Annotated in this window: 16 protein-coding genes and 1 pseudogene; 13 read left to right on the plus strand and 4 right to left on the minus strand. The window is 43.0% G+C overall.

The window, feature by feature from the left end; translation table 11 throughout:
• Nucleotides 1-171: 171 nt before the first annotated feature.
• Together DOZ58_RS13205 and DOZ58_RS13210 are read left to right on the plus strand one after the other, a co-directional pair.
• Nucleotides 172-1323: an aldo/keto reductase gene (locus DOZ58_RS13205; protein ID WP_111888708.1), complete on the plus strand. Its 1152-nt coding sequence runs from the start codon at nucleotides 172-174 to the stop codon at nucleotides 1321-1323.
• Nucleotides 1324-1580: 257 nt separating this feature from the next.
• The gene (locus tag DOZ58_RS13210; protein ID WP_111888709.1) at nucleotides 1581-2009 is read left to right on the plus strand and encodes a flavodoxin; all 429 of its coding nucleotides are present in this window, start codon (nucleotides 1581-1583) and stop codon (nucleotides 2007-2009) included.
• Between the two features lie 108 nt (nucleotides 2010-2117).
• Here DOZ58_RS13210 and DOZ58_RS13215 read toward each other — a convergent pair whose 3' ends face one another.
• The 3 genes from DOZ58_RS13215 to DOZ58_RS13225 form a co-directional block, all read right to left on the minus strand.
• The gene (locus DOZ58_RS13215; protein ID WP_111888710.1) at nucleotides 2118-2543 is read right to left on the minus strand and encodes a hypothetical protein; all 426 of its coding nucleotides are present in this window, start codon (nucleotides 2541-2543) and stop codon (nucleotides 2118-2120) included.
• Between the two features lie 159 nt (nucleotides 2544-2702).
• Entirely contained in the window at nucleotides 2703-4040 is a 1338-nt protein-coding gene (locus DOZ58_RS13220; protein ID WP_111888711.1) for an MATE family efflux transporter, read from the minus strand.
• 54 nt (nucleotides 4041-4094) lie between these two features.
• Nucleotides 4095-4688 (minus strand): MBL fold metallo-hydrolase, encoded by a 594-nt coding sequence (locus DOZ58_RS13225; protein ID WP_111888712.1) that lies wholly within the window; start codon nucleotides 4686-4688, stop codon nucleotides 4095-4097.
• Nucleotides 4689-5510: 822 nt separating this feature from the next.
• Here DOZ58_RS13225 and DOZ58_RS13230 point away from each other — a divergent pair.
• From DOZ58_RS13230 to DOZ58_RS13280, 11 genes and pseudogenes are all read left to right on the plus strand, one after another.
• Entirely contained in the window at nucleotides 5511-7238 is a 1728-nt protein-coding gene (locus tag DOZ58_RS13230) for an MATE family efflux transporter (protein WP_111888713.1), read from the plus strand.
• 14 nt (nucleotides 7239-7252) lie between these two features.
• Nucleotides 7253-8875, plus strand: coding sequence for a SpoIIE family protein phosphatase (locus tag DOZ58_RS13235; protein ID WP_111888714.1), 1623 nt, complete (start codon nucleotides 7253-7255; stop codon nucleotides 8873-8875).
• 4 nt (nucleotides 8876-8879) lie between these two features.
• Nucleotides 8880-9434, plus strand: coding sequence for a hypothetical protein (locus tag DOZ58_RS13240; RefSeq protein ID WP_111888715.1), 555 nt, complete (start codon nucleotides 8880-8882; stop codon nucleotides 9432-9434).
• A gap of 35 nt (nucleotides 9435-9469) precedes the next feature.
• Nucleotides 9470-10033 carry a GNAT family N-acetyltransferase gene (locus DOZ58_RS13245; protein ID WP_204355407.1) on the plus strand — a complete coding sequence of 188 codons (564 nt, stop codon included), beginning with the start codon at nucleotides 9470-9472 and terminating at the stop codon, nucleotides 10031-10033.
• Nucleotides 10030-10440, plus strand: a complete 411-nt coding sequence (locus DOZ58_RS13250; RefSeq protein WP_111888717.1) for an ATP-binding protein — start codon at nucleotides 10030-10032, stop codon at nucleotides 10438-10440. The genes DOZ58_RS13245 and DOZ58_RS13250 overlap by 4 nt, the downstream gene beginning before the upstream one ends.
• A gap of 121 nt (nucleotides 10441-10561) precedes the next feature.
• Nucleotides 10562-12850: an ABC transporter permease subunit gene (locus DOZ58_RS13255; RefSeq protein WP_162624519.1), complete on the plus strand. Its 2289-nt coding sequence runs from the start codon at nucleotides 10562-10564 to the stop codon at nucleotides 12848-12850.
• Nucleotides 12847-13563 (plus strand): annotated as a pseudogene (locus DOZ58_RS13260) (amino acid ABC transporter ATP-binding protein); the annotation flags it as partial. The gene DOZ58_RS13255 and the pseudogene DOZ58_RS13260, both read left to right, overlap by 4 nt.
• Nucleotides 13564-13957: 394 nt before the next feature.
• Complete coding sequence (locus DOZ58_RS13265) at nucleotides 13958-18046, plus strand: PEP/pyruvate-binding domain-containing protein (protein ID WP_111888720.1); 4089 nt, start codon at nucleotides 13958-13960, stop codon at nucleotides 18044-18046.
• Nucleotides 18047-18263: 217 nt separating this feature from the next.
• Nucleotides 18264-18866 (plus strand): helix-turn-helix domain-containing protein, encoded by a 603-nt coding sequence (locus DOZ58_RS13270; RefSeq protein WP_111888721.1) that lies wholly within the window; start codon nucleotides 18264-18266, stop codon nucleotides 18864-18866.
• A 37-nt stretch (nucleotides 18867-18903) separates the two neighbouring features.
• Entirely contained in the window at nucleotides 18904-19263 is a 360-nt protein-coding gene (locus tag DOZ58_RS13275) for a GIY-YIG nuclease family protein (protein ID WP_111888722.1), read from the plus strand.
• The gene (locus tag DOZ58_RS13280) at nucleotides 19238-19501 is read left to right on the plus strand and encodes a CatA-like O-acetyltransferase (protein WP_111888723.1); all 264 of its coding nucleotides are present in this window, start codon (nucleotides 19238-19240) and stop codon (nucleotides 19499-19501) included. Before DOZ58_RS13275 ends, DOZ58_RS13280 begins: the two co-directional genes overlap by 26 nt.
• On the opposite strand, the gene DOZ58_RS13285 is transcribed toward DOZ58_RS13280, so the two are convergent.
• Nucleotides 19466-21040, minus strand: coding sequence for an IS3 family transposase (locus tag DOZ58_RS13285; protein ID WP_111888724.1), 1575 nt, complete (start codon nucleotides 21038-21040; stop codon nucleotides 19466-19468). The two genes, DOZ58_RS13280 and DOZ58_RS13285, sit on opposite strands and share 36 nt — an antisense overlap.
• Between the last annotated feature and the right edge of the window lie 5 nt (nucleotides 21041-21045).

Genomic DNA, 21045 nt, shown 5'->3' on the forward strand with positions numbered 1-21045 from the left:
ATTTAAATCTTCGTAAGGTAGTTATAGGCCGATTTAAAAAAATAAAAGATTTTAACTTGGACTAAAGATCAGATAGTAGTATAGTAATAGTAGACAAATAATTCAATACAAATTAATTAGACTAAACAGTTTATCGCAAATTGTTTAAATTTATAATTAGGGAGAAAAAAGATGTTGTATCGAAAATTCGGAAAAACAAATGAAGAGGTTTCAGTTTTAGGGTTTGGTTGTATGCGGTTGCCGGTTATCGACGGGGTTCAATCCAATATCGATGATGAAAAAGCCATCAAGATGTTAAGGTATGCCATTGATCATGGTGTGAACTATATCGATACGGCCTATCCTTATCATGGCACTGGTTTTGACAAAGGTGGAGAGAGCGAGCTTTTTGTGGCCCGGGCCTTAAAAGATGGTTATCGTGAACGGGTTAACATCGCGACCAAGCTGCCGTCATGGTTAATTCAGTCACGAGCCGATATGGACCGATTATTGGATGAACAGTTAAAACGGCTGGAAACGGATACAATCGATTTTTACCTGCTGCATGGACTCAACAGAGGTTTTTGGCAAAACCTGAAAAATCTGGGAGCCCTTGAATTTCTTGATCAGGCGATCAAAGACGGAAAAATCAAATACGCCGGTTTTTCGTTTCATGATGATGTTGATTTATTTGTCGAAATTGTCGATGCTTATGATTGGTCTTTTTGTCAAATCCAATATAATTATCTGGACGAAAACTATCAGGCCGGTAAGAAAGGCCTGGAATATGCGGCCAGCAAAGGAATGGGAATCACCATTATGGAACCAGTCAGAGGCGGCGCTCTGGTTGATAAATTACCCCAGGAAGTTTTAGCCGCCTGGAACGAAGCGCCAATCAAAAGAACTCCGGCTCAATGGGCGCTGCGGTGGGTCATGAATCATCCTGAAGTTTCCGTGGTCCTCAGTGGTATGACGACGATGGAGCAGGTGATCGATAATATCAATACTGCCAATGCAGGTGCAGCCAATTCACTAACCAATCAAGAACTGGCGTTAGTGGATTTTGCCAAGAAAACAATAACAGAAAAAATGAAGGTCAACTGTACAAATTGCCGGTATTGTATGCCATGTCCATCCGGAGTTGATATTCCGGGACATTTTTCGCTTTATAACAATGCCTATCTCTTTGATACCCTTGAAAAAGCTAAATCTCTCTATAGCACAATGTTTCCTCAAGATGCCAAAGCCTCTCATTGCGTTGAGTGTGGAAAGTGTGAAGAACATTGTCCTCAGAATATTGCCATTATCGAGGAATTAAAAAATGTCAGAGCAGCCTTAGAATAAAGTGGATGCCTTTAAAATAAATTTCAAAAGGGATTGACAAGAACAGAAACTCTTGCTAATATGTTAGCAAAAGCTAACACAAAACTAACATAGAGTAAAGAGAGAACCGATGAGTTGATTAGATCGATGTTCGCTGATATCAAAATTGGAGGTAAGCATGACCCTGAATTGGAAAAAAACCCTTAAACAGATCACCAATAATGTCTGTTAAATTGGAAATGATTTAGCAAAAATTATTCAGATCAGGAGAATTTATGATGAAAAAAGTATCAATTGTTTATTGGAGTGGAACCGGAAATACTCAGGAAATGGCCGAAGCAGTTGCCGCTGGAGCAGAGGCTGGTGGTGCTGAAGTAAAGGTACTTAGTGTGGATAAGGCCAATATTGAAGAACTGTTAAGCAGTGATGCCATTGCTTTGGGTTGCCCTTCCATGGGTGCCGAAGAACTGGAAGATCAGGAAATGGAGCCTTTCGTCGCTGAACTTGAAAAAGAAAGTCTAACCGGAAAACCTTTGGCCTTATTTGGATCCTACGATTGGGGCGATGGCCAATGGATGGATGAATGGGAAGAAAGAATGAAGAAAACTGGGGTCAATCTAGTCGATGATGGCTTAAAAATCAATGATGCCCCCGACGATGCTGGCTTGGAAGCCTGCAGAGATTTAGGCAAACGACTGGCTTCATAGCAGTATCTAAGTAAAAAAGCACGGCAATCACGAAATAAAACCATGGACTGTTTAGCGCCATGGTTTTGTTTTTTTAGAGGTTTGAAAAAAGTCGACAGGTCTGAAAACTTAGCCTTTCTTTTTTTGCATTTCCAGTTTTTTTAGCTCAAATTTCTTTTTATAGTAGCAAGCATAGACTTGAGCATTTTGTTCCTGTTGTTCGCTGACAGAAAGTAAGCGGCACTTGTTGATGACCATCATCTGCCCTTTAAAAATGAGATAGATATCTTCCACATCGCGGAGCTCTTTGTTAGGATCCGATAATTGATTCATTGTTTCTTCAGCTAAGATGAGTAATTGTTTTTTTATTTCAGAATCTGATAGCTTTACGGCGAAACCAACCTTTTTTTTATTCTTTTCCGGAAGGTCAGTTGAAGCGTTTAATGGTGATTCTGAAGGCATTGGTTTTTTGGGGGATGCTTCTACAATGGGTTCTTTTTTATCTTTTTTTGTTAGCTTTGTTCGTCCATGGAATTCGTCTCGTGTGATTCGCAAGGTGGTTACCTCCAATAAGTATGGGAATAGGTTTGTTTAATGGAAATTGATGTAAAAATAAGATTTCATAATTGTCTTATTCTATCACCTTTTAGGGGAAATGACTATTAATAAATTTGGTCAAGTTGAGCAACTTTGAAAAGCACAGTAAATGTTATTTTACTGATCTTGATTCAAAGGATAAGTTGCGATTCTTTTAATCCATTTTCGGCTCTTCAATCGATAGATACACCAGATCGCTTTGATAATCTGGTCAATTTTCAGTAGCGTATAGATCCAAAATGCCGGTAAATGCCAGACGAAACCAGCCATTGCTCCAAGCGGAACCGAGGCAGCCCATAAGAAGATAATATCCGCCACCATTAAAAATCGGGTGTCTCCACCGCCGCGAAGAACCCCCTTGGTCAGGATACTGTTGGTCGATTGAAAAATAACAATAAAACCGATGGCAAACATTAGTTGAGCCGCAATTTGTTGAGTCTCTGGGGTCAGGTTGTAGAGACCAATCATCGGTTTGCTGGTGATCCAGATAAGCATAGCACTACAGAGGCCGATGGCGATGCCCAGATATAAAAAGGTGACGCCTTGCTGCTGAGCAGTTTCCTCATCACCCCGCCCCAGGGTGTGACCTGTGATAATAGCACTGGCGTTGGCAATCCCCTGGATAAGCACCGTACTCAGTTGCTGAAGAACCATCGTGATGGCATTAGCAGAAACAAAACTGACGCCTAACCGTCCAATCACCATCGCCACAGCATTATTGCCAAGGGCGAGTAAAACATCACTGATCAAAACCGGAATAGCGATGTTAATGTATTCCCTTAAGATATCCCGACATCGCATAAAGAGATGAAAGAGGCGATAACGGATTTTTTTGTCAATAAAAAATAGATAACCGCAAATAAACGAAAACTCAAAAATTCTGGCAATTAATGTTGATAGGGCAGAACCCTCAATACCCATCCGGGGGGCTCCCAAATTGCCAAAGATAAACAGGTAGTTAAAGAAAATATTGATGATAAATGCAAAAATCGATGAAACTAAAGGGAGTCGAACTTGACCGACACTTCGTAGTACAATGGTGGATGTCAGCGAGAGTCCTAAAAGCAGATAGCAGGGAACTGCCCATTTAAAATAGCGCGTACCTTCTTGGATAATTTCTGGATCGGTCGTATAGATACGCATGATCGCTTCAGGAGCAAAAAAGGTCACCAATGAAAAAAGCAAAGCAAAACCAATGCAGATGCGGAACATAATGGTAATTGATTTTTTTAAGGCATCAGGGTTTTTCATTCCCCAGAAACGAGAGGTGAGTACAGAGGCACCCATGCCAATCCCCATGCAACAGATCTGAAAAACCATAATGAACTGATTGGCCAGGGAAGCACCAGACAAGGGCAGTTCTCCCAGCGCCCCCACCATTATTGTATCGGTCATGTTAATGCCAATGGTAATGAGGCTTTGTAAGGTGATCGGAATGGCAATAGCAGCCACCATTTTATAAAAGGATTTATCTTTGATGATATATTTGATTGGTCTACCTCCAGAAAACTACAGTATTATTTCGTCATTGGGTTCTAAAATCAGGCGGCCTTCAGCCACAAAGGCTTCGGCAATTTTACGATCAAACAAAGCACCCGGTTTCATATGAATGGGGATGGTATGGACGGCACCGATGACTGCTGCACAGTCGGAGGCTTCCTTGGGATCCATATTATAAAAGCCATCAGTCGGCAACAAGGCATAGTCAAGTTTTTCTTTAGATAAAACGTCTTTCATATAGTCGGTGGTGGAAGTATCACCGGAAGCATAAATTTTAACGCCATCAAGCTCAATCACATAGCCCACACACTTGTTTTTGTCATGCCCGGAATTATAGGCCGGTACGGCCTGGATAGCAACTTCATGAATAGTCCGGGTTCCATAATTACCGTTTATCAGAATGGTTTCCGGTCGGACAACTACACACCCCTGATGTTGCTGTAATAATGATAAATTGTTATGATCGGGATGTTCATGGGTTATCAGGGCAATATCAGCAGGAAGATCGTAGCCTTCCCCAGCAAATGGATCAACGTAGAGTACGATGCCCTGATCGGTGACAAGCCGATAACTGCCATGGCCTTGATAGAATAATTTTCCCATTTAATTTCTCCTTCAATAAATTTTGTTTGATCAATTTACTTACTTAAATAGTCGCGATTAAATGTTGATTCAGCATCATAATTTAATTTTGTTGATTTTAGTTTATAACCATGAATTGATTTTGTCAAAGGAATTTAAGAAGAATAAGCCGATATAAGCGGAGAGATTAAGATTGGCATGAGGAAAAGTGGCAGTATTAAAGCTTAGAAGGAGAAACAAAAAATAAAAACAACGGCTCTTCGATAAGACCGTTGCTTTCATGAAAGGTTAGGATAGTTTAAGTGTTTGATGATGCTTTGTATGTTTATAATATATATGCCAATGCTTAAAAATGTCTTGAAATGGTTCTAAGTTAAGAATTAATTAAGAAATTCTAATATACATGGATGTAGTGTATAAGGCACATAAATATTTATTTGCAACCTGGTTATCCAAGCATCACTTAGCAACCATGCCCTTTACAATTGAACGCTATGCCAGTCATGACCCGAAGATAACGAAGATGGAAGTTTGGGTGATGCCAATAAAATGATTGAAGGGTTGATTTTTTCAATAAAAAATGAGTGAGAAAAGTCTGATTAGGTTCAGGCTTTTTTTATGTCAAAACGAGAGCTTCATTGTCAGAAAATTTTTGAAAACGTTCCAATTAATTAAATAAATCTTGAGCATCGCATGAATAATATATGCTATAATAACCACGTATAACTTTTTTTTAATTGGGTGATATTTTAGCAACGTAATTATTTGATAATCAATCGATTTGTTGTTCCCCTGGGATCAGTTTACTAAAACTGAAAAAGTAGGACGTGGAGAGAAGGCATCATGAATAATCAACATTTTGTTAACAAGGCTTTTCGCATATTTGTTATCAACAGTATCCTTTCTTCGGCTGGGGTAGTGCTGGGAACCTTTGTCGATGCTATCATTCTGGGGAATGCTTTTGGTGCAGTTGGTTTGTCAGTACTGGCCGTTTCAATGCCGATATACGCGGTTTATAACCTGTTCGGTTACGCCTTTGGGGTTGGTGGATCACTGAGAGTTTCCGAGTCCATTGGCGCTGAGGATAAAGATGGGGTTCGATCCTATTTTACCCAGGCAGTAGTTTTTGCAGCGGCAGTGGGAGTCGTTATTGCGGTATTGGGAAGCCTCTTTCTGCCGACCATTATTGCTCTTACCGGAGGGGCGGGAATTGCTAGTGCCAGGGATTATATGTGGCCGATTGTAGTCATGGCACCGATATTTATTCTGGCTCCGGTGATGTCGTTGCTGATTCGCAGTGACGCCGATCCATTTTTGTCGACTCTGGGGATTGGTGTTTCGGTGGCGGTAAATCTGGTTTTGGATCTGATTTTCATCTTTGGACTGAAGATGGGTGTGTTTGGTGGGGCGCTCGCTATGATTATCGGACAGCTGTGTGCGGTTTTCATCTATTCACTGCACTTTTTTAAAAAGCATAATCACCTTAAATTGAGTCGGACTTCCCTGAGTCCCAAAGCCGGCGCTCAGCTTTTTCAGGGGGGCTTTGGGATTGCATCGGCCTTTATTTATCAGGGGATCACCTTGATCGTTATTAATAATTTACTCAGTGTAACCGCGGGGGGCGGGGGATTGGGTGTCTATAATATCCTTTTTAACGTATCATTATTTGCTTATGCCATATTTGATGGTATTTCGTTGGCTCTGGCACCACTGGTCGCAACGTTTGCCGGGGAGAAGGATACTGAAGGTGTTTATAACACCATGGGCCTGTCCTTAAAGACGGCAGTTTTACTTAGTGCTTCATGTGCCCTGGCTTTGCTGATCTTCGCAGAACCTATTGCGTCGATGTTTGGGGTGGCGGACAATCTGCCGCTGGTAGCTCAGACCATCCGCATCTTTGCCTTCGGGGTAGTACAAACCTGCTTTAACTGCATCATGGCACACTTTTACCAGACCATTAAGCGGCCGTCTCTGGCGGGGCTGATTTACTTTATGCGGGGGCTATTGCTGCTGGTTGCCTTTTCGGCCTGGTTTATTCCGGTTTTTGGAGTGCTCGGAACAGCATTGGCAATGGTAGCGGCGGAAACGGCAACCATGGTGATCCTGCTCATTGCGGCACTGGTTATCAAGAAACAGGGCGGGTACCGAAATATTTTATTGTTTAGAGAACCGATTATCGCGAAGGATAAACTATATGAAACAACCCTTTCTTCTGACATTAAAGAGCTTGAAAATTGTGTGGTTGAGATTGAAGCTTTCTGTGAACGGCTTGATATTGATAGCAGGAACGCTTATTTTATTAACCTGACCATTGAAGAATTGGCAACTAATATAATTAATTTTGGATTTAGTGATGGGAAACCGCATTATATCCATATAAAAATTGCTCTATTTGAAGAGGACATCTATATTCGGCTCAGGGATGACAGCACCAGCTACAATCCTTTTGAAGAACCGGAAAAACCGGATGAAGGGCTTGATTATCTGGGTGTATCAATTGTACGCAAAAAGGCAAAATCATTTGCCTATAACCGAACCCTGGTATTTAACAATTTGCTTATTATTTTATAGAAAAGGTGGCATGTATGAAAGAACAAAAGAGCATTCGTCGAATCAGTTTAAAAACCAAGTTTGCCTCAGCCAGTATGATTCTGGCACTGGTGTTATCATTGGTGATTGTGCTGGTTTCCTATTTTAGTTATCGGGATTCCATGTTTAAACGCTATGAAGAAAACATCACATCACTCGTGAAAACCGCTTCATCCTTTGCTCCGGTAGACAAGGTCAACCAGTATTATGAAACGGGCCAGACCGATTCTGATTATGAATTGTTCATTAAAGAGTTGCAGGTCATCCAGGAACAGAACCACTTGGAATTCCTTTATGCCTATGTCCCAATTGAACAAGGGTTTAAAGTTTTTGGGCAGGGAACCAAACCGGGGACGGCAGGTCATTTTGTTCTTGGTGATTTTCTGGGAACAGACTATTATCCACAAGAAGATATTGATGCTGCTAATCAATATTTTATCGGTTCTGAGAAATCAAAGACCATTATCACGAATGAAAGTGAGTTCGGATATCTGATTTCTGCAGTTCATGTGTTAAAAGATGCAGAAGGGAATCCGACTTTGATTATTGGGGCAGATATGTCCATGAAAGATATTAATTCGACTCTTAGTAATTATATTATTCTGGTTTCTTTTGTTGCGGCACTGATCCTAATTTTATTTATCACCATTTATCTGCTATTTCTTAACAAATCGATTATCGATCCGTTACAGGTGATTGTTGATAATGCCACCGATTTTGTCAATACCAACATCGATGATAACCTCAATGAGATTGTGGCTTTGAATATCGAAGTACGAACCGGTGATGAAATCGAAATTCTGGCCGAAGCCTTTAACAAGATGACCAGTGATATTATCCGTTATATCAAAGAATTGACTAGCGTCACGTCTGAACGGGAGCGGATTGAAACCGAGTTGCGGATTGCCACCCTGATTCAGGAAGGCATGCTGCCCCGGAATTTTTTATATCCTGACAGAAACGAGTTCACCCTTTATGCCTCGATGCGGGCGGCTAAAGATGTCGGCGGCGACTTTTATGACTTCTTTTTCGTGGATGATGATCACTTCTGTATCACCATTGGCGATGTTTCCGGGAAAGGGGTTCCAGCGGCTTTGTTTATGGCGATGACCAAAGCGACCGTAAAAGATCTGGTACTCAGGCGCCTGCCTGTCGATGAGGTCATGACCGAAGCTAATGTTAGTCTGTGCAACAACAATGAACAGGGTATGTTTGTGACCTTGCTGATTGCCATTATTAATGTCAAAACTGGGGTCTTCCAGTGGTGCGATGCCGGACATGACCCGGCAATTATCTGGAAAAAAGATGGCACCGTTGAAATGCTTACTGGTAAGAAAGGATTTGTTTGTGCTGGCATGGAAACGGCTAAATATAAGATGAATGAATCGCAAATCGAAAAAGGGGATATTATCTATCTCTATACTGATGGGATTCCCGAGGCGAATAATACCAAAAATGAGTTTTATGGACTGGAACGCCTGAAAACATTGGTTGCTTCAAAAGACGAGCATGATATTAAATCACTGTGCGCCGATATTTTAGCGGATGTAGACGAATTTGCCGATACCGAACCGCAGTTTGATGATATCACTATGCTCGGGTTTAAGCTTGAGGAGTAGTGGCATGGATATTAGGATAAAGCAGGGCGAGTGTTTGTCGAGGCAGGACTTTGAAGCGATAATTGATTTGGATCGTAAAATTTTCGGAGATAGCATAATATCTAATGAAGGGATGGCCGAAAAACGGTTTTTGAAATTTAAAGACGGTTTGATTGCGGCATTTTCTGGTGATATGCTAATTGGTTTTACCAGCTTTTTTAGTGTGAATTCGAGTATTTATCAACGGGCGGCCGACAACCGGGAGTATATTGATGATAATCTTAATGATACAGATGTCGTTCCCTTGGAAAAAGGAAGGAATAACGATATTCTCTTGTTTGATATTGTTGTCGAGCAAGCTTTTCGTCATCAGGGTGTTTCATATTTATTAGTGGATTCAATCAGGGATTATTTGAAGAAAAAACATGCAGAAGGCTATGCGCTTGGGAAAATTATCGCTTTCGCAATAACTTCTGATGGTATTAACAATATGGTATCTCTTGGCGGGAAGTTGATCTGGTCCAATGACAAGGCGACACTTTTTGAAATAAGCAAAGAGACGTTCTTGGGGTGCTTATGATAACCATATGGGACAGAAAGCTCGACAAAAATAACATGAAAAAGGCGACTGATGTGTTGTGCCACGCCTTTAAGAATGACCCCCTCTACCGAACCGTGTTTCAGAATGAAAAGGATCTTTGCCGATATATCAAGCTAATGGTCAATTACTACAATCGCAATGGTGAAATTCATGTGGCGGTTGTTGATGATAAAGTAGTCGGTGCTTCCATTTGGAATCATAAAGGCAGACCGTTTTTTAGTATCCGCACGGCCCTAGTCAGTGGTATGTTGGGAGAACTCATCAAATTTCTAATGCTTGCGCAGGTTAAAAGTTTGATTATGGTAAAAAATGAAGCTCTGATCACTGAGCGCTATCATTATAATAAAGAACACCATTATATCTTTATGCTTGGCTCTGTGATGAAAGGGGCGGGCCGGGTGCTGATGGAATATGATATTAAAAAGTTCAGCGAATGTCCCATTTATTTAGAAAACAGCAACATCACGGACAATAAGAATTTTTACGAGCGACTTGGATTTCATTCCATTAAAACGATTGATGTGATGGGGGTCCCGGTGGATTTGTTAACCAACAGTAAAGGAGATCAGAGCGTATGAAGAAATTAACCGTTGATGCATCTACAGAAAATTTATCTAAGATTCTTGAATTTATCGATGCCGAACTGGAGGCGGCTGGAGCCGATATGAAAATGATCTTTCAAGTTGATTTGGCGGTAGAAGAAATATATACAAACATTGCCCACTATGCCTATGCTCCGGATGATGGCAAGGTGATCATTCAATTTGACGCCTATGGTGACCCGTTGCTGGTGGAAATACAGTTTATTGACTGTGGAAAACCATTCAATCCCCTTGATAACCCGGATCCGGACATCACATTGACAGCTGAAGAGCGCCAAATCGGTGGTTTAGGTGTGCTGATGGTCAAAAAAACCATGGATGAGGTGGACTATCGTTTTGAAGAAAATAAAAACATTTTAACAATAAAAAAATATGTAAGTTAGGTTATTAAACAAAGTGATAAGGAAGATGTTGGATTGTGATTATAAAAAGATTATAGCGAAGGGGTTTGATCCCGATGCACCAGTGTTAGCGGCAAAAGAGGATAGAATTGAGGAGGGGATAATGCCCAATAGACAGAAGCTTTTGGCCTTAATGCTAGGGTTTATAATTGTATTGTTCGGTGGTTGTTCAGCCGCGGATGAAGCGAAAATTGACAGTACCAGTGATTTAAACCAGGCCGGCTATATCATCGGCGTTCCGGAAGGAACGCCACCAGAAGAAGTGGCGAAAGAGTTTATGCCCAATGCCGAAATCTCGTACTTCACCCAGTTTATTGATGGCGTGGCGGCGCTTAAAAGTGGCAAGGCCACGGCGGTCATTTATGACAGCTCGGGGGTTGATCGTATTCTGCTCAGCAATCCCGATCTGGTCAAGCTGCCCGAGGAACTGGGCAATATTGAAATCGCTGCTGTGGTCAGGTTGAGTGATACGGGGCTTAATGACCAGGTTAATGCTTTTATTAAACGGATTCATCAGGATGGAACTGCCGACGAAATGGTGACCCGCTGGATTGAGAACATTGGTGGCGTGATGCCCGATATTCCCAAACCCCAGAACCCGGAAAAGAAGCTGACAATTATTACTAACGGCATGACCGAACCGATGAATTACTACGAAAATGGCGAGCTCACCGGTTACGATATTGAGTTTATCGAGCGCTTCGCCAATTACGCCAACTTTGATTATGAAATCATTACCATGGATTATGCCGCGATGATCCCGGCGCTGCAAAGCGGCAAAGGCGATATTATTATCTCTGACTTTTTTAAAACCGACGAACGGGGACAGGAAGTCCTTTACAGTGATGCCTATGTGGTGCTTCACAACAGCGTGATGGTACGAAAAAGCATGTTTTCGGGAAATATAGAAGCGGAAAACAGCACCATTGCCACCAATGATGAGCTTAATGGCAAACGGGTGGGCTTTATTACCGGCATGGTGCACATTGATAATTTTCGCCCATTGTATGATTCCATGGAATATGAATTTAACGATTTTTCAGCGATGACAGAAGCCCTGAAAGCGGATCGGATTGATGCGATGCTAACGAGTGAATCCAAGGTGGCTGAAATTATCGAACAGAATCCTGACCTGCTGGCCTTACCCCCATATGCGGATAACTCGGCATCGATTGGGATGAGCAAAACAAACACCGAGCTTGGGGACAAGCTGGATGCGGTGGTGAAAAGCATGATCACCGATGGTTCATTGGATGCCTTGACAAAAAAATGGATGGGCAGTGATGAGGCCCAAAAGGTGCTGACACCGGTTACCTTGACCGGCGAAAAGGGTACCTTGGTCGCTGGCGTTCTCGGTGATGATTATCCTTATTCTTATTATAAAGACAATGAGCTGGTGGGTCTGGAAGTCGATCTGGCCAGAATCCTGGCGGCCAAACTGGGAATGAGTTTAGACGTTAAGACGATGGATTTTTCAGCCATTATCCCCAGCATTACCGCGGGCAAGATTGACCTGGCTTTCTACCTGGCCTATACACCGGAACGGGCAGCGTCGATCCGATTCCTGACACCGCTTAAATCAGATCGTGCCGTGGCCCTCGTTAAAAATAAAGTCTCCACCGACAGTACCGCTACTGCGGGTTCATTCTTGACCGGTTTTTTTACCTCGCTTCAGGATAGCTTTAATAAAACATTTGTTGTCGAAGATCGCTATAAGCTGATTTTGCAGGGGTTGTGGACAACCATTGTTATTTCGATGTTGTCACTATTGTTTGGCAGCGTTCTGGGAGCAGTAGTCTGTGCGATGCGCAAGTCCCGGGTAAAGATTGTATCCGGGCTGGCGATTGTTTATATCCGGCTGATACAGGGGGTGCCAATTGTCTTAACCCTGATGATCCTGTATTACATTTTGTTTGCGTCAGTGGATATTGCCCCGATTCTCATCGCTGTGGTGGGTTTCTCGATTAACTTTGCCGCCTATTCGGCCGAGATATTCAGGACTGCCATTGATGCCACCGACAAGGGTCAACTGGAGGCGGCCTACGCGTTGGGATTTACCAGGGTATCCAGCTTTTTTAAGGTCACCTTACCCCAGGCACTGCGTCACATTCTGCCGATTTTTAAGGGCGAATTTATCAGTATGGTAAAAATGACCTCGGTCGTCGGCTATATTGCTATTCAAGATTTGACCAAGATGACAGATATTATCAGGAGCCGAACCTTTGATGCTTTTTTCCCGCTCTTTGTGACCGCTTTTATTTATTTTGTGATCACCTACCTGTTTATTATCGTGCTGGGAAAAATTGAAGTTTCGATTGATCCTAAACGCCGGAAACGGGTGGTCAAAGCGATTATCGATCCGGAAGTGAGTGTAGCGGAGGTGGCAGAATGATAACAATTAATGGTTTGTCCAAAAACTTTGGAGAATTGGCGGTGCTTAAGGGCATCAGCACCGAGATAAAAGAAGGCGAAGTGATTTCGATCATCGGGCCATCAGGCTGCGGCAAGTCAACCTTTTTGCGCTGCATCAATTTGCTGGAAACCCCGACTAGTGGCGAGATCGTCATTGATGGCCAGAACATCCTGGCTAAAAATGCCGATGTCTCAGGACTGCGCCAGAAAATGGGAATGGTGTTTCAGTCTTTCAACCTCTTTTCCCATCTGATGATTATTGAAAACCTGATGCTGGGGCCGGTTAATTTATTAAAAATGCCCCGGCAACAAGCCTATGATGAAGGGCTGGCTTATCTGGAAATGGTCGGGCTGCGGTCAAAAGCCCTGGCCTTCCCTGACGAATTATCCGGTGGCCAGAAACAGCGGGCGGCGATTGCCAGAACTCTGGCGATGAAACCGGAGATTGTTTTGTTTGATGAACCCACATCAGCCCTGGATCCCACGATGGTCAGTGAAGTACTGGGGGTTATCCGTAAACTGGCGTCAAGCGGGATGACGATGATGATCGTAACCCATGAGATGAAGTTTGCCCGCGATGTTTCCAGCCGGGTGTTTTATATGGACGAAAAGGGAATTTACGAAGATGGAACACCAGCAGAAATTTTTGATCATCCCAAGAAGGCCAAGACTCGGGCGTTTATCCGGAAAATTTCATCCTTTGAATATATCGCCGCGGGCAGCGGCTTTGATCTCTATGAACTTAATGCCAGAATCGAAACCTTCCTTAAAAAGCAGATGTTTACCGATCGTCAGATTATGAATGTCCAACTGGTTTGTGAGGAGCTGGTCCTCGCGATCCTGCTGCGGGCGTTTCCCAAGGCCAGCGTTGCACTTTTGGTGGAGTATTCAGATTTAAACGGTGAGATCACCATTAAGGCCAGCTTTGAAGGGGATGCCTATGAACTGGAAAAGGCAGAGGAAAACGAACTATCACTGGCGATTATTAATACATATGCCAAATCCGTTACCGTTACCAATGAGGCGGGCCGAAATAGGGTGAAGATAATTATTTAACTAAATCGATTGTAATCAGGGGGATAGAAAAATGGCGAACGTGTTTTCTTCCAAGGCTTTAGAGGCCAATCTTAATCAGACCCGGGAAAGTGTCACTGAGATCCCGGAGATTCAGCTATGGTTCGGCGAGTTATCAAAAGAGTACTGGGGGATTCATAAGCGCACCCAGGAATTTTTGGTTGAGCTCAATCATAAGTATCGCAACAATCGCTATGTCATTGAGTCGCTGCAGACCATTTGTCTTGGCGATCTCTGGCTCTACTACGAGCTGGAAGAATCCGAAAAGGCTTTCACGGTACTGGTGGAGATGATCCGCTCAGTGCTGCGTTCCAAACTAAAAGACAGCCAACGGGTCTTACTCAGTCAGGTATTAATCCGCTTTATGGATCGTCTGGCCAATCTTGATGATTATCCCAAAACAATAATTTCTTTGTGCATCGAGGTCCTTAAAGCGGACATGACGGCGCACGAACTTCTTTATGTTAAAAATTCCGGTATATTTAAAATACATTTAAACAAGGTAGCGGCGGAACCCGAATTTAGCGCAACGCTGGTAGAGATCACCACAAACTTGCTCGATCAGTGCATTGATTACTGGGATCAAAGCTCCCAGGCTGATGTATGGTTTGCTTCCCGGCAAAAACTCTTTCCCCATTTGCAAGCGGACGACATCGAGGCCATCGGTCATGCTTTTTTTGAGGAGCTCAGAACGAAGCGCCAACAAGCCACCGATTGGCAGGAACTTCAGCAGCAGCCTTTTTTTAATGACATCGCTAATTATTTTCGCAGCTTCTCAGAAAAATTCCCGACCCATCTGGAAACGATTTACTATTTGTATTATCTGCTGCATTTGCCCGGGATGGCTACCCTCAACGACCATCTGATCTATGATATCAACCGGAATCTGCGCAACATCTTTGATGAACTGGATTCTAACGATATCATCGATTTTATCAATACCATCATGGACGAGTTTAAAGAACTTAGTGCGGAGCATGGCGGCACCGTACTGGATTGTATTCTCACCCTGGGCAAAGAAATCATTGCCACCGGAGACACTGCCAATATTGATTACTTCACTAAAGCGCTGATTAAGATGGGTTTTAACTACCCGGGGAAATTGAGTCTCAATACCGATTGGCAGATTCTGATCGATTCCAATCACGTCAAAAACATTCGGGTATGGCTGGAATTAATTGAAGAAAATCCCCGGGCCATGCGGGAGCTGTTGGCGGCCCTTATTGTCAATCTCAAGCTTGGTGGGATCTTTATTTCCGACACCGATCTTTTTCAGCGGGATATCACCCGGCTGCTAAACGGTGAAATCACGCCGGTTTATCGGGAAATCAAACAATTGGCGCGTATCTTTCCGGTCTATTTTCGGGAAATTGGGGCTGAGGGTGAGCTTCGGGATGTGACAACCGCCATTGACGAGGCCTCCCGTCGTAAAGACCGGCTGATCCATTTTATGCGCAAACAGATTCATATTGAAAGCAATAATACCCATATCGATCTGGCCCGGAAAATCATCACCTACTGGTATGATGGCAATAAGGAACCGTTACAAGAGATGATTCCCCAGGAAATCTATGAAGGTCTCGATCAGGACAGTAAGTGGTTTATCCGACCTCACGAAACGATGATCCGACTTTGCCAGGAACTGAAAGTAACCCCGCCTGAGCTATTCCGTCTGGATATTGACGTGATTCGGGAGGTGTTGCACAGGTTTGGATCGGATCTATCGCTCGATGTCAAACGGGTGCTTTATCTTCTCAGAGCTTATTTTTTACTGTTGGAAAAATACTCCTTCGAATTTGACGATGTTCTAGCGATGCTCAGAGGTTACAGCCCCCACCTGACCGGAGATTTGACCGAACTAAAACAAAGCCTTAAAAAAGATGATAAGGAAGCATCGATTCGGCAGTTTTATAAACACATGAACCATCTTAAATTGATTATACAGGACCCTCATCCCAGTGAAGCCACTGAAAATATTTATTACAAGCGGCACATCGCGGCGGATATTCCCTCGATGTACGGCGAATATGTGGAACCCAAATTTGACGCTCTGGGTCTGATGTATCGGCTCGAAAAAACCGTGGCCAAGCTGATGACTCAGGTCACCCAGCCTTTTAATGCAGAATACATTACCGCAAAAACATTTCGTCAGATTTATCAGATCCTGCTGCTGTTTAAGGATGGGCTGGAGCTTGATGGCATTTACAATCAAGGGTTTAACTCCCATCTGGATATGCTTAAATTTGGGCTGGCCTCGCCCAGCTTTTCGATTCATCAGTACGTCAATATTTTTCAGTTCATGGCTAATGATATCAAACAAATGATCAGTGAATACTTTTTTGATCTCTTTGAAATCCCGATGAAGGTTATTATTCCCCAGATTCTTGCCTCAAAACAGGTGGAAATGGCAGGAGACAACCGTAAGTTTTATCATATGGAATCGGAGAAATTCTTGCGCGATAATCTGTCCACGGCTTTTCTGGTTCAGGATTTAGATAACTTTATCACTGACACCATCAACGGGCTTAGAAGCATGATGAAAAACTATTCGAGCACCTTTATTGAAAGCATGATGACCTATGACCCCGATATTAGCTTTAGTCTGCTGACCCAAACCACCGCAGAAATAGACAACCCGGTTTTTCTGGGAGCCAAGGCTTATTTTCTAAAAAAACTGATTACCTACGGATTTCATGTGCCGCCAGGATTTGTGATTACTACCGAAGTGTTTCGGCATAAGGAAACGATTGAAGGCCATCCGGATATGATGCGTGATATGGATTTGCGCATTGCAAAGCATATTGCGGTTATTGAGGAAATCACGGGACAGTCTTTTGGCAACGCTGACAACCCCTTATTCTTCTCGATCCGCTCGGGTTCGTCGATTTCTTTGCCGGGTGCGATGAAAACGTTTTTAAACGTCGGTATGAATGATGAAATTGCCGAAGCTTTAAGCAAACAGGAAGGTTTTGGTTGGACAGCCTGGGATTGTTACCGGCGCTTTCTCCAGAGTTGGGGGATGGCTTATGGCATTGATCGGGATGTTTTTGACCGGGTGATGTTGGAACACAAACAACAATGGGATGTGGCGCTTAAAATCAATTTTAGTCCCGACCAGATGAAAGCCATCGCTTACGGCTACAAAATGGTTTTAAATGACTATGGCATTGAAATCGAAAGCAACCTGTTTCAACAGCTAAAACAGGCGATTCGCTCGGTTTTGGACTCCTGGTTTTCCCAAAGTGCGGTTTACTATCGCGATCATCTGCAGATTGCTAACGACTGGGGCACGGCCGTGGTGGTTCAGAAAATGGTGTTGGGGAACCGCTCGGCCCGCTCCGGCACCGGGGTAGTTTTTACCAGCAGTCCTTTTAACGGATGTGCCGGGATTAATCTCTATGGCGATTTTGCCCTCTGCAGTCAGGGCGAAGATGTGGTTTCCGGGCTGGTCAATACCTTGCCCATCAGTGAGTCGCAAAGAAAACGGGATTATCGCGATAGCAGCTTGTCACTGGAGTCGGGATTTCCCCAAATATATAATGCCCTGATTCGATATGCCGGACGGCTGATTGAAGAATATGGCTTTGTTCATCAGGAAATAGAATTCACTTTTGAATCCGATAACCCGGAAGATTTATATATCCTGCAGACTAGGAATCAGAACCTGAAAAAACAAACCTCCTTTTTCAGCTTTTTGCCAGCACCCAACGAAATGGAGCTGGTCGGTCACGGCATTGGCATGAGCAGCGCCGTGTTGTCAGGACTCCTGGCCTTTGATATGGCAGATATGGAGGGTTTAAAACGAAACACGCCTGAGGCAAAAATTATTCTGGTGCGGCCGGATACGGTGCCCGATGATATTCCGCTCATCTTTGTCTGTGACGGCCTGATTACGGCCAAGGGCGGGGTCACCTCCCATGCCGCAGTGGCAGCCGCCAGCATCGGTAAGGTCTGTATTGTTAAATGCAAGGGCCTGGAAGTTAATGATTCGACCAAAGAATGTACCATCAATGGGCATCGCTTCAAATCCGGCGATCCCATCTCCATCGACGGCGGGCTGGGGAATATTTACAAGGGGAATTATGAGATTGGTGAGATTTAAGGCCGGGATTAAGTATAAGAATAGATTACGATATAACGAAAACAAATGCGATTTAGTAGGATCGTTTTCGTTATATCGAAAACGATCATTGAAATAATCGTGAATTTTTTCAGAGCAAAGCTAGTGATCGCAACAGCATAATCTGTTGAAACTCTACGGAGCGTTGATTGAATAAATTTTCGTTATCAACTATTATAGTTCATATGGAGGTAAGACTATGGATTGCACGAAGGTAGGCATCCTACTAAAGGCGTTGCGAAAAGAAAAAGAAATGACCCAAAAGCAGGTTGCCGATCAGATGCACATCAGTGATAAAACCATCTCCAAATGGGAACGTGGTATGGGTTGTCCGGATGTATCCCTGCTGGGAGAGCTGTCGGAACTATTTGAGGTGAATATTGAAAAAATACTTTTAGGAGATCTGGAACTAAATGATATGGAAACAGGAAATTTGAAACGAATAAAATTTTATGTTTGTCCAAACTGCGGAAATGTGATCAGCACGACTGGCGATGCACAGCTTTCCTGTTGTGGACGAAAACTGGCCCCACTGGTGGCCAAACCGGCCGATGAAAAACATAGTGCTATGGTAGAAGATGACGATGGCGAATACTACATTACCTTTGACCATGAAATGAGTAAAGACCATTTTCTTTCTTTTGTGGCTTATGTGTCGGCGGATCGAAGTTTGTTTATCAAACTGTATCCCGAGCAAATGGCGGCGGTACGGCTACCGGCAATGAGCGGTGGAAAGCTGGGGAAGAAGTATGGCAGTAAACTGTACTATTATTGTAGTAGAGATGGTCTATGGGTATTGTAGGCAAAATAAACAGAGTTACATAAGGGGAATTAGATAGATGGAAACACGATCAAAAAAAGAATTAAAAGATAACTATAAAAACAGAACCGTTGTCGGGGGGATTTATGGCATCAAATGCAATGGCAATGACCGGATCTGGATAAAATCGACCAAGGATATGGCGGGTCAAAAAAACCGGCTTGGGTTTGCGGTTGCAATCGATTCATGCCCTGAACCCGCGATGCTTAGGGAATGGAAACAGTATGGCGGCAAATCATTTTCCTTTGTTGTCCTCGAAGAAATCGAAAAAGGTGAAACCCAGACCGAGCGGGAGTTTAGTGATGACGTTGCGATACTGTTTGAAATATGGAAGGATAAGGAAAAACTAAAAAATGAACACACAATTACATCCCATTGACTTTGAAAACTGGGATCGAAGACAATACTTTTATTATTTTACCGAAATGCTGCCCACCGGATTTAACCTGAATATAGAGATCGATATCACTAAGGCCCATCAGAAGATTAAAGCAGCGGGCAAAAAGTTTTTTCCTGCCTATCTTTATCTGACGGCAAAACTGATAACCGAGCAGGGGGGTGCGGACGTTTTGTTGGACCGACTAAGCGACCAACCCCAGACTTTTTCTATAGTTTAATGGGCTCATTCCCCCGAGTGATAGCTTAATCCGCTTTTCACCGTACCACTGAATGTATGCATCAAGCTGATCAATGAATTGGTCTATCGTTACACCAGTCCATGAGCAGCCATAAAACATCTCGTTTTTTAGTCTGCCAAAAAATCCTTCACATGCTGAATTATCTGGCGAGCAGCCTTTCTTTGACATTGACCTTGTAAGCTCAGCTTTTTCAATACGTTCAAGCCAGCCTGGCCAACGATAGTGACAACCACGATCAGAATGAACGATGGGTTTTTCGTCTTCTCTAAGCTGGGAAATAGCTTCATCAAGCATTATATTTACAAGTTCTGCATTTGGTGATGTACCGATGGTCCAGCTTACCGGAAGACCATCAAAGCAATCAATGATTGGAGATAAGTATATTTTTCCGGCGGGGATATGAAATTCGGTTATATCTGTCAGCCATTTATTGTTGGGCTTATCAGCCTTGAAATCGCGGTTAATGACATTTTCAACCGCAGGGGTGATTTCGCCTTTATACGAGCTGTATTTCTTGCGTTTGATATTCGGAACAATAAGGTCTTCCTCTTTCATTATTCGGCGAATAACCTTCTCTGATATGGTAGCTCCGGCTGATTTTATAACCGAATGAATTCTGCGGGAACCATACCTACTGGATGATTCTTCGAAGGTGCCTTTCACCTTTGTTCTTAAATCAGCATATTTATCGGTATTGATAGCGAGTACCTGGTAACAGTAGCTACTTTTAGCCATAACCATTATGTTGAGAAGCATATTTAATTGATGGGATTCTCGCAGGGCATTAATAATTGTGGCCTTCTCACGGTTCGTAAGCGTTTGAAGATTAATGCCCTTGTCTTTTTTTATGAGTTCAGCAGCTTTTTCATAAATATCGCGCTCAATCTTCAGGCGATGAACTTCCTTCTGAAGTTCCGCAACCTGTGACGAAAGCTCATCTTTTTTTTCATGAAGCTCTGACACCTCAGTTTCATGAGATTGAACATTTTGGGATTGAATGATTTTCTTTATGGGCTTTTTCATTGACTGAACGCATCCTTCTTTCAAAAACAGTCGTTTCCAGTTATAGAGATTTTCTCTTGTTGTTCCATACTCAGCAGCAACTTCTTTAGCAGGTTTGCTACGGGAACATAGGGAAATGACAGCCTGTTCTTTTTGATCACGCGTATATTTTACAACAGCACCACCGGAACGGCAATACCTTTTTTGGTCTGGAGCAAGTTCTGTTATCCATTTATCCAGCATTGGGCGACTAGGATAACCAAGCTTTTTCACTGTCCGTGAAACACATTTGCCATGCTCACGATAATAGTCAACGGCCTTTTGTTTCTCTTCATCAGTAAATTTCGATTGCTTGATAAAATTCTGATGAAGATCTCCATTCTGAGAATACTCATTGTACCAATTCCAAAGAGCTTTTTTGGAAGGATAGCCCAACTCACGGATTACGGTAGCGTAACTCATATCGTATTGAATAAGCAATTTGACAGCTTTAATGTTTTCCTGATAGGAAAACATGTGGT

This window comes from Acetobacterium sp. KB-1, from assembly GCF_003260995.1.
GTDB lineage: Bacteria > Bacillota > Clostridia > Eubacteriales > Eubacteriaceae > Acetobacterium > Acetobacterium carbinolicum.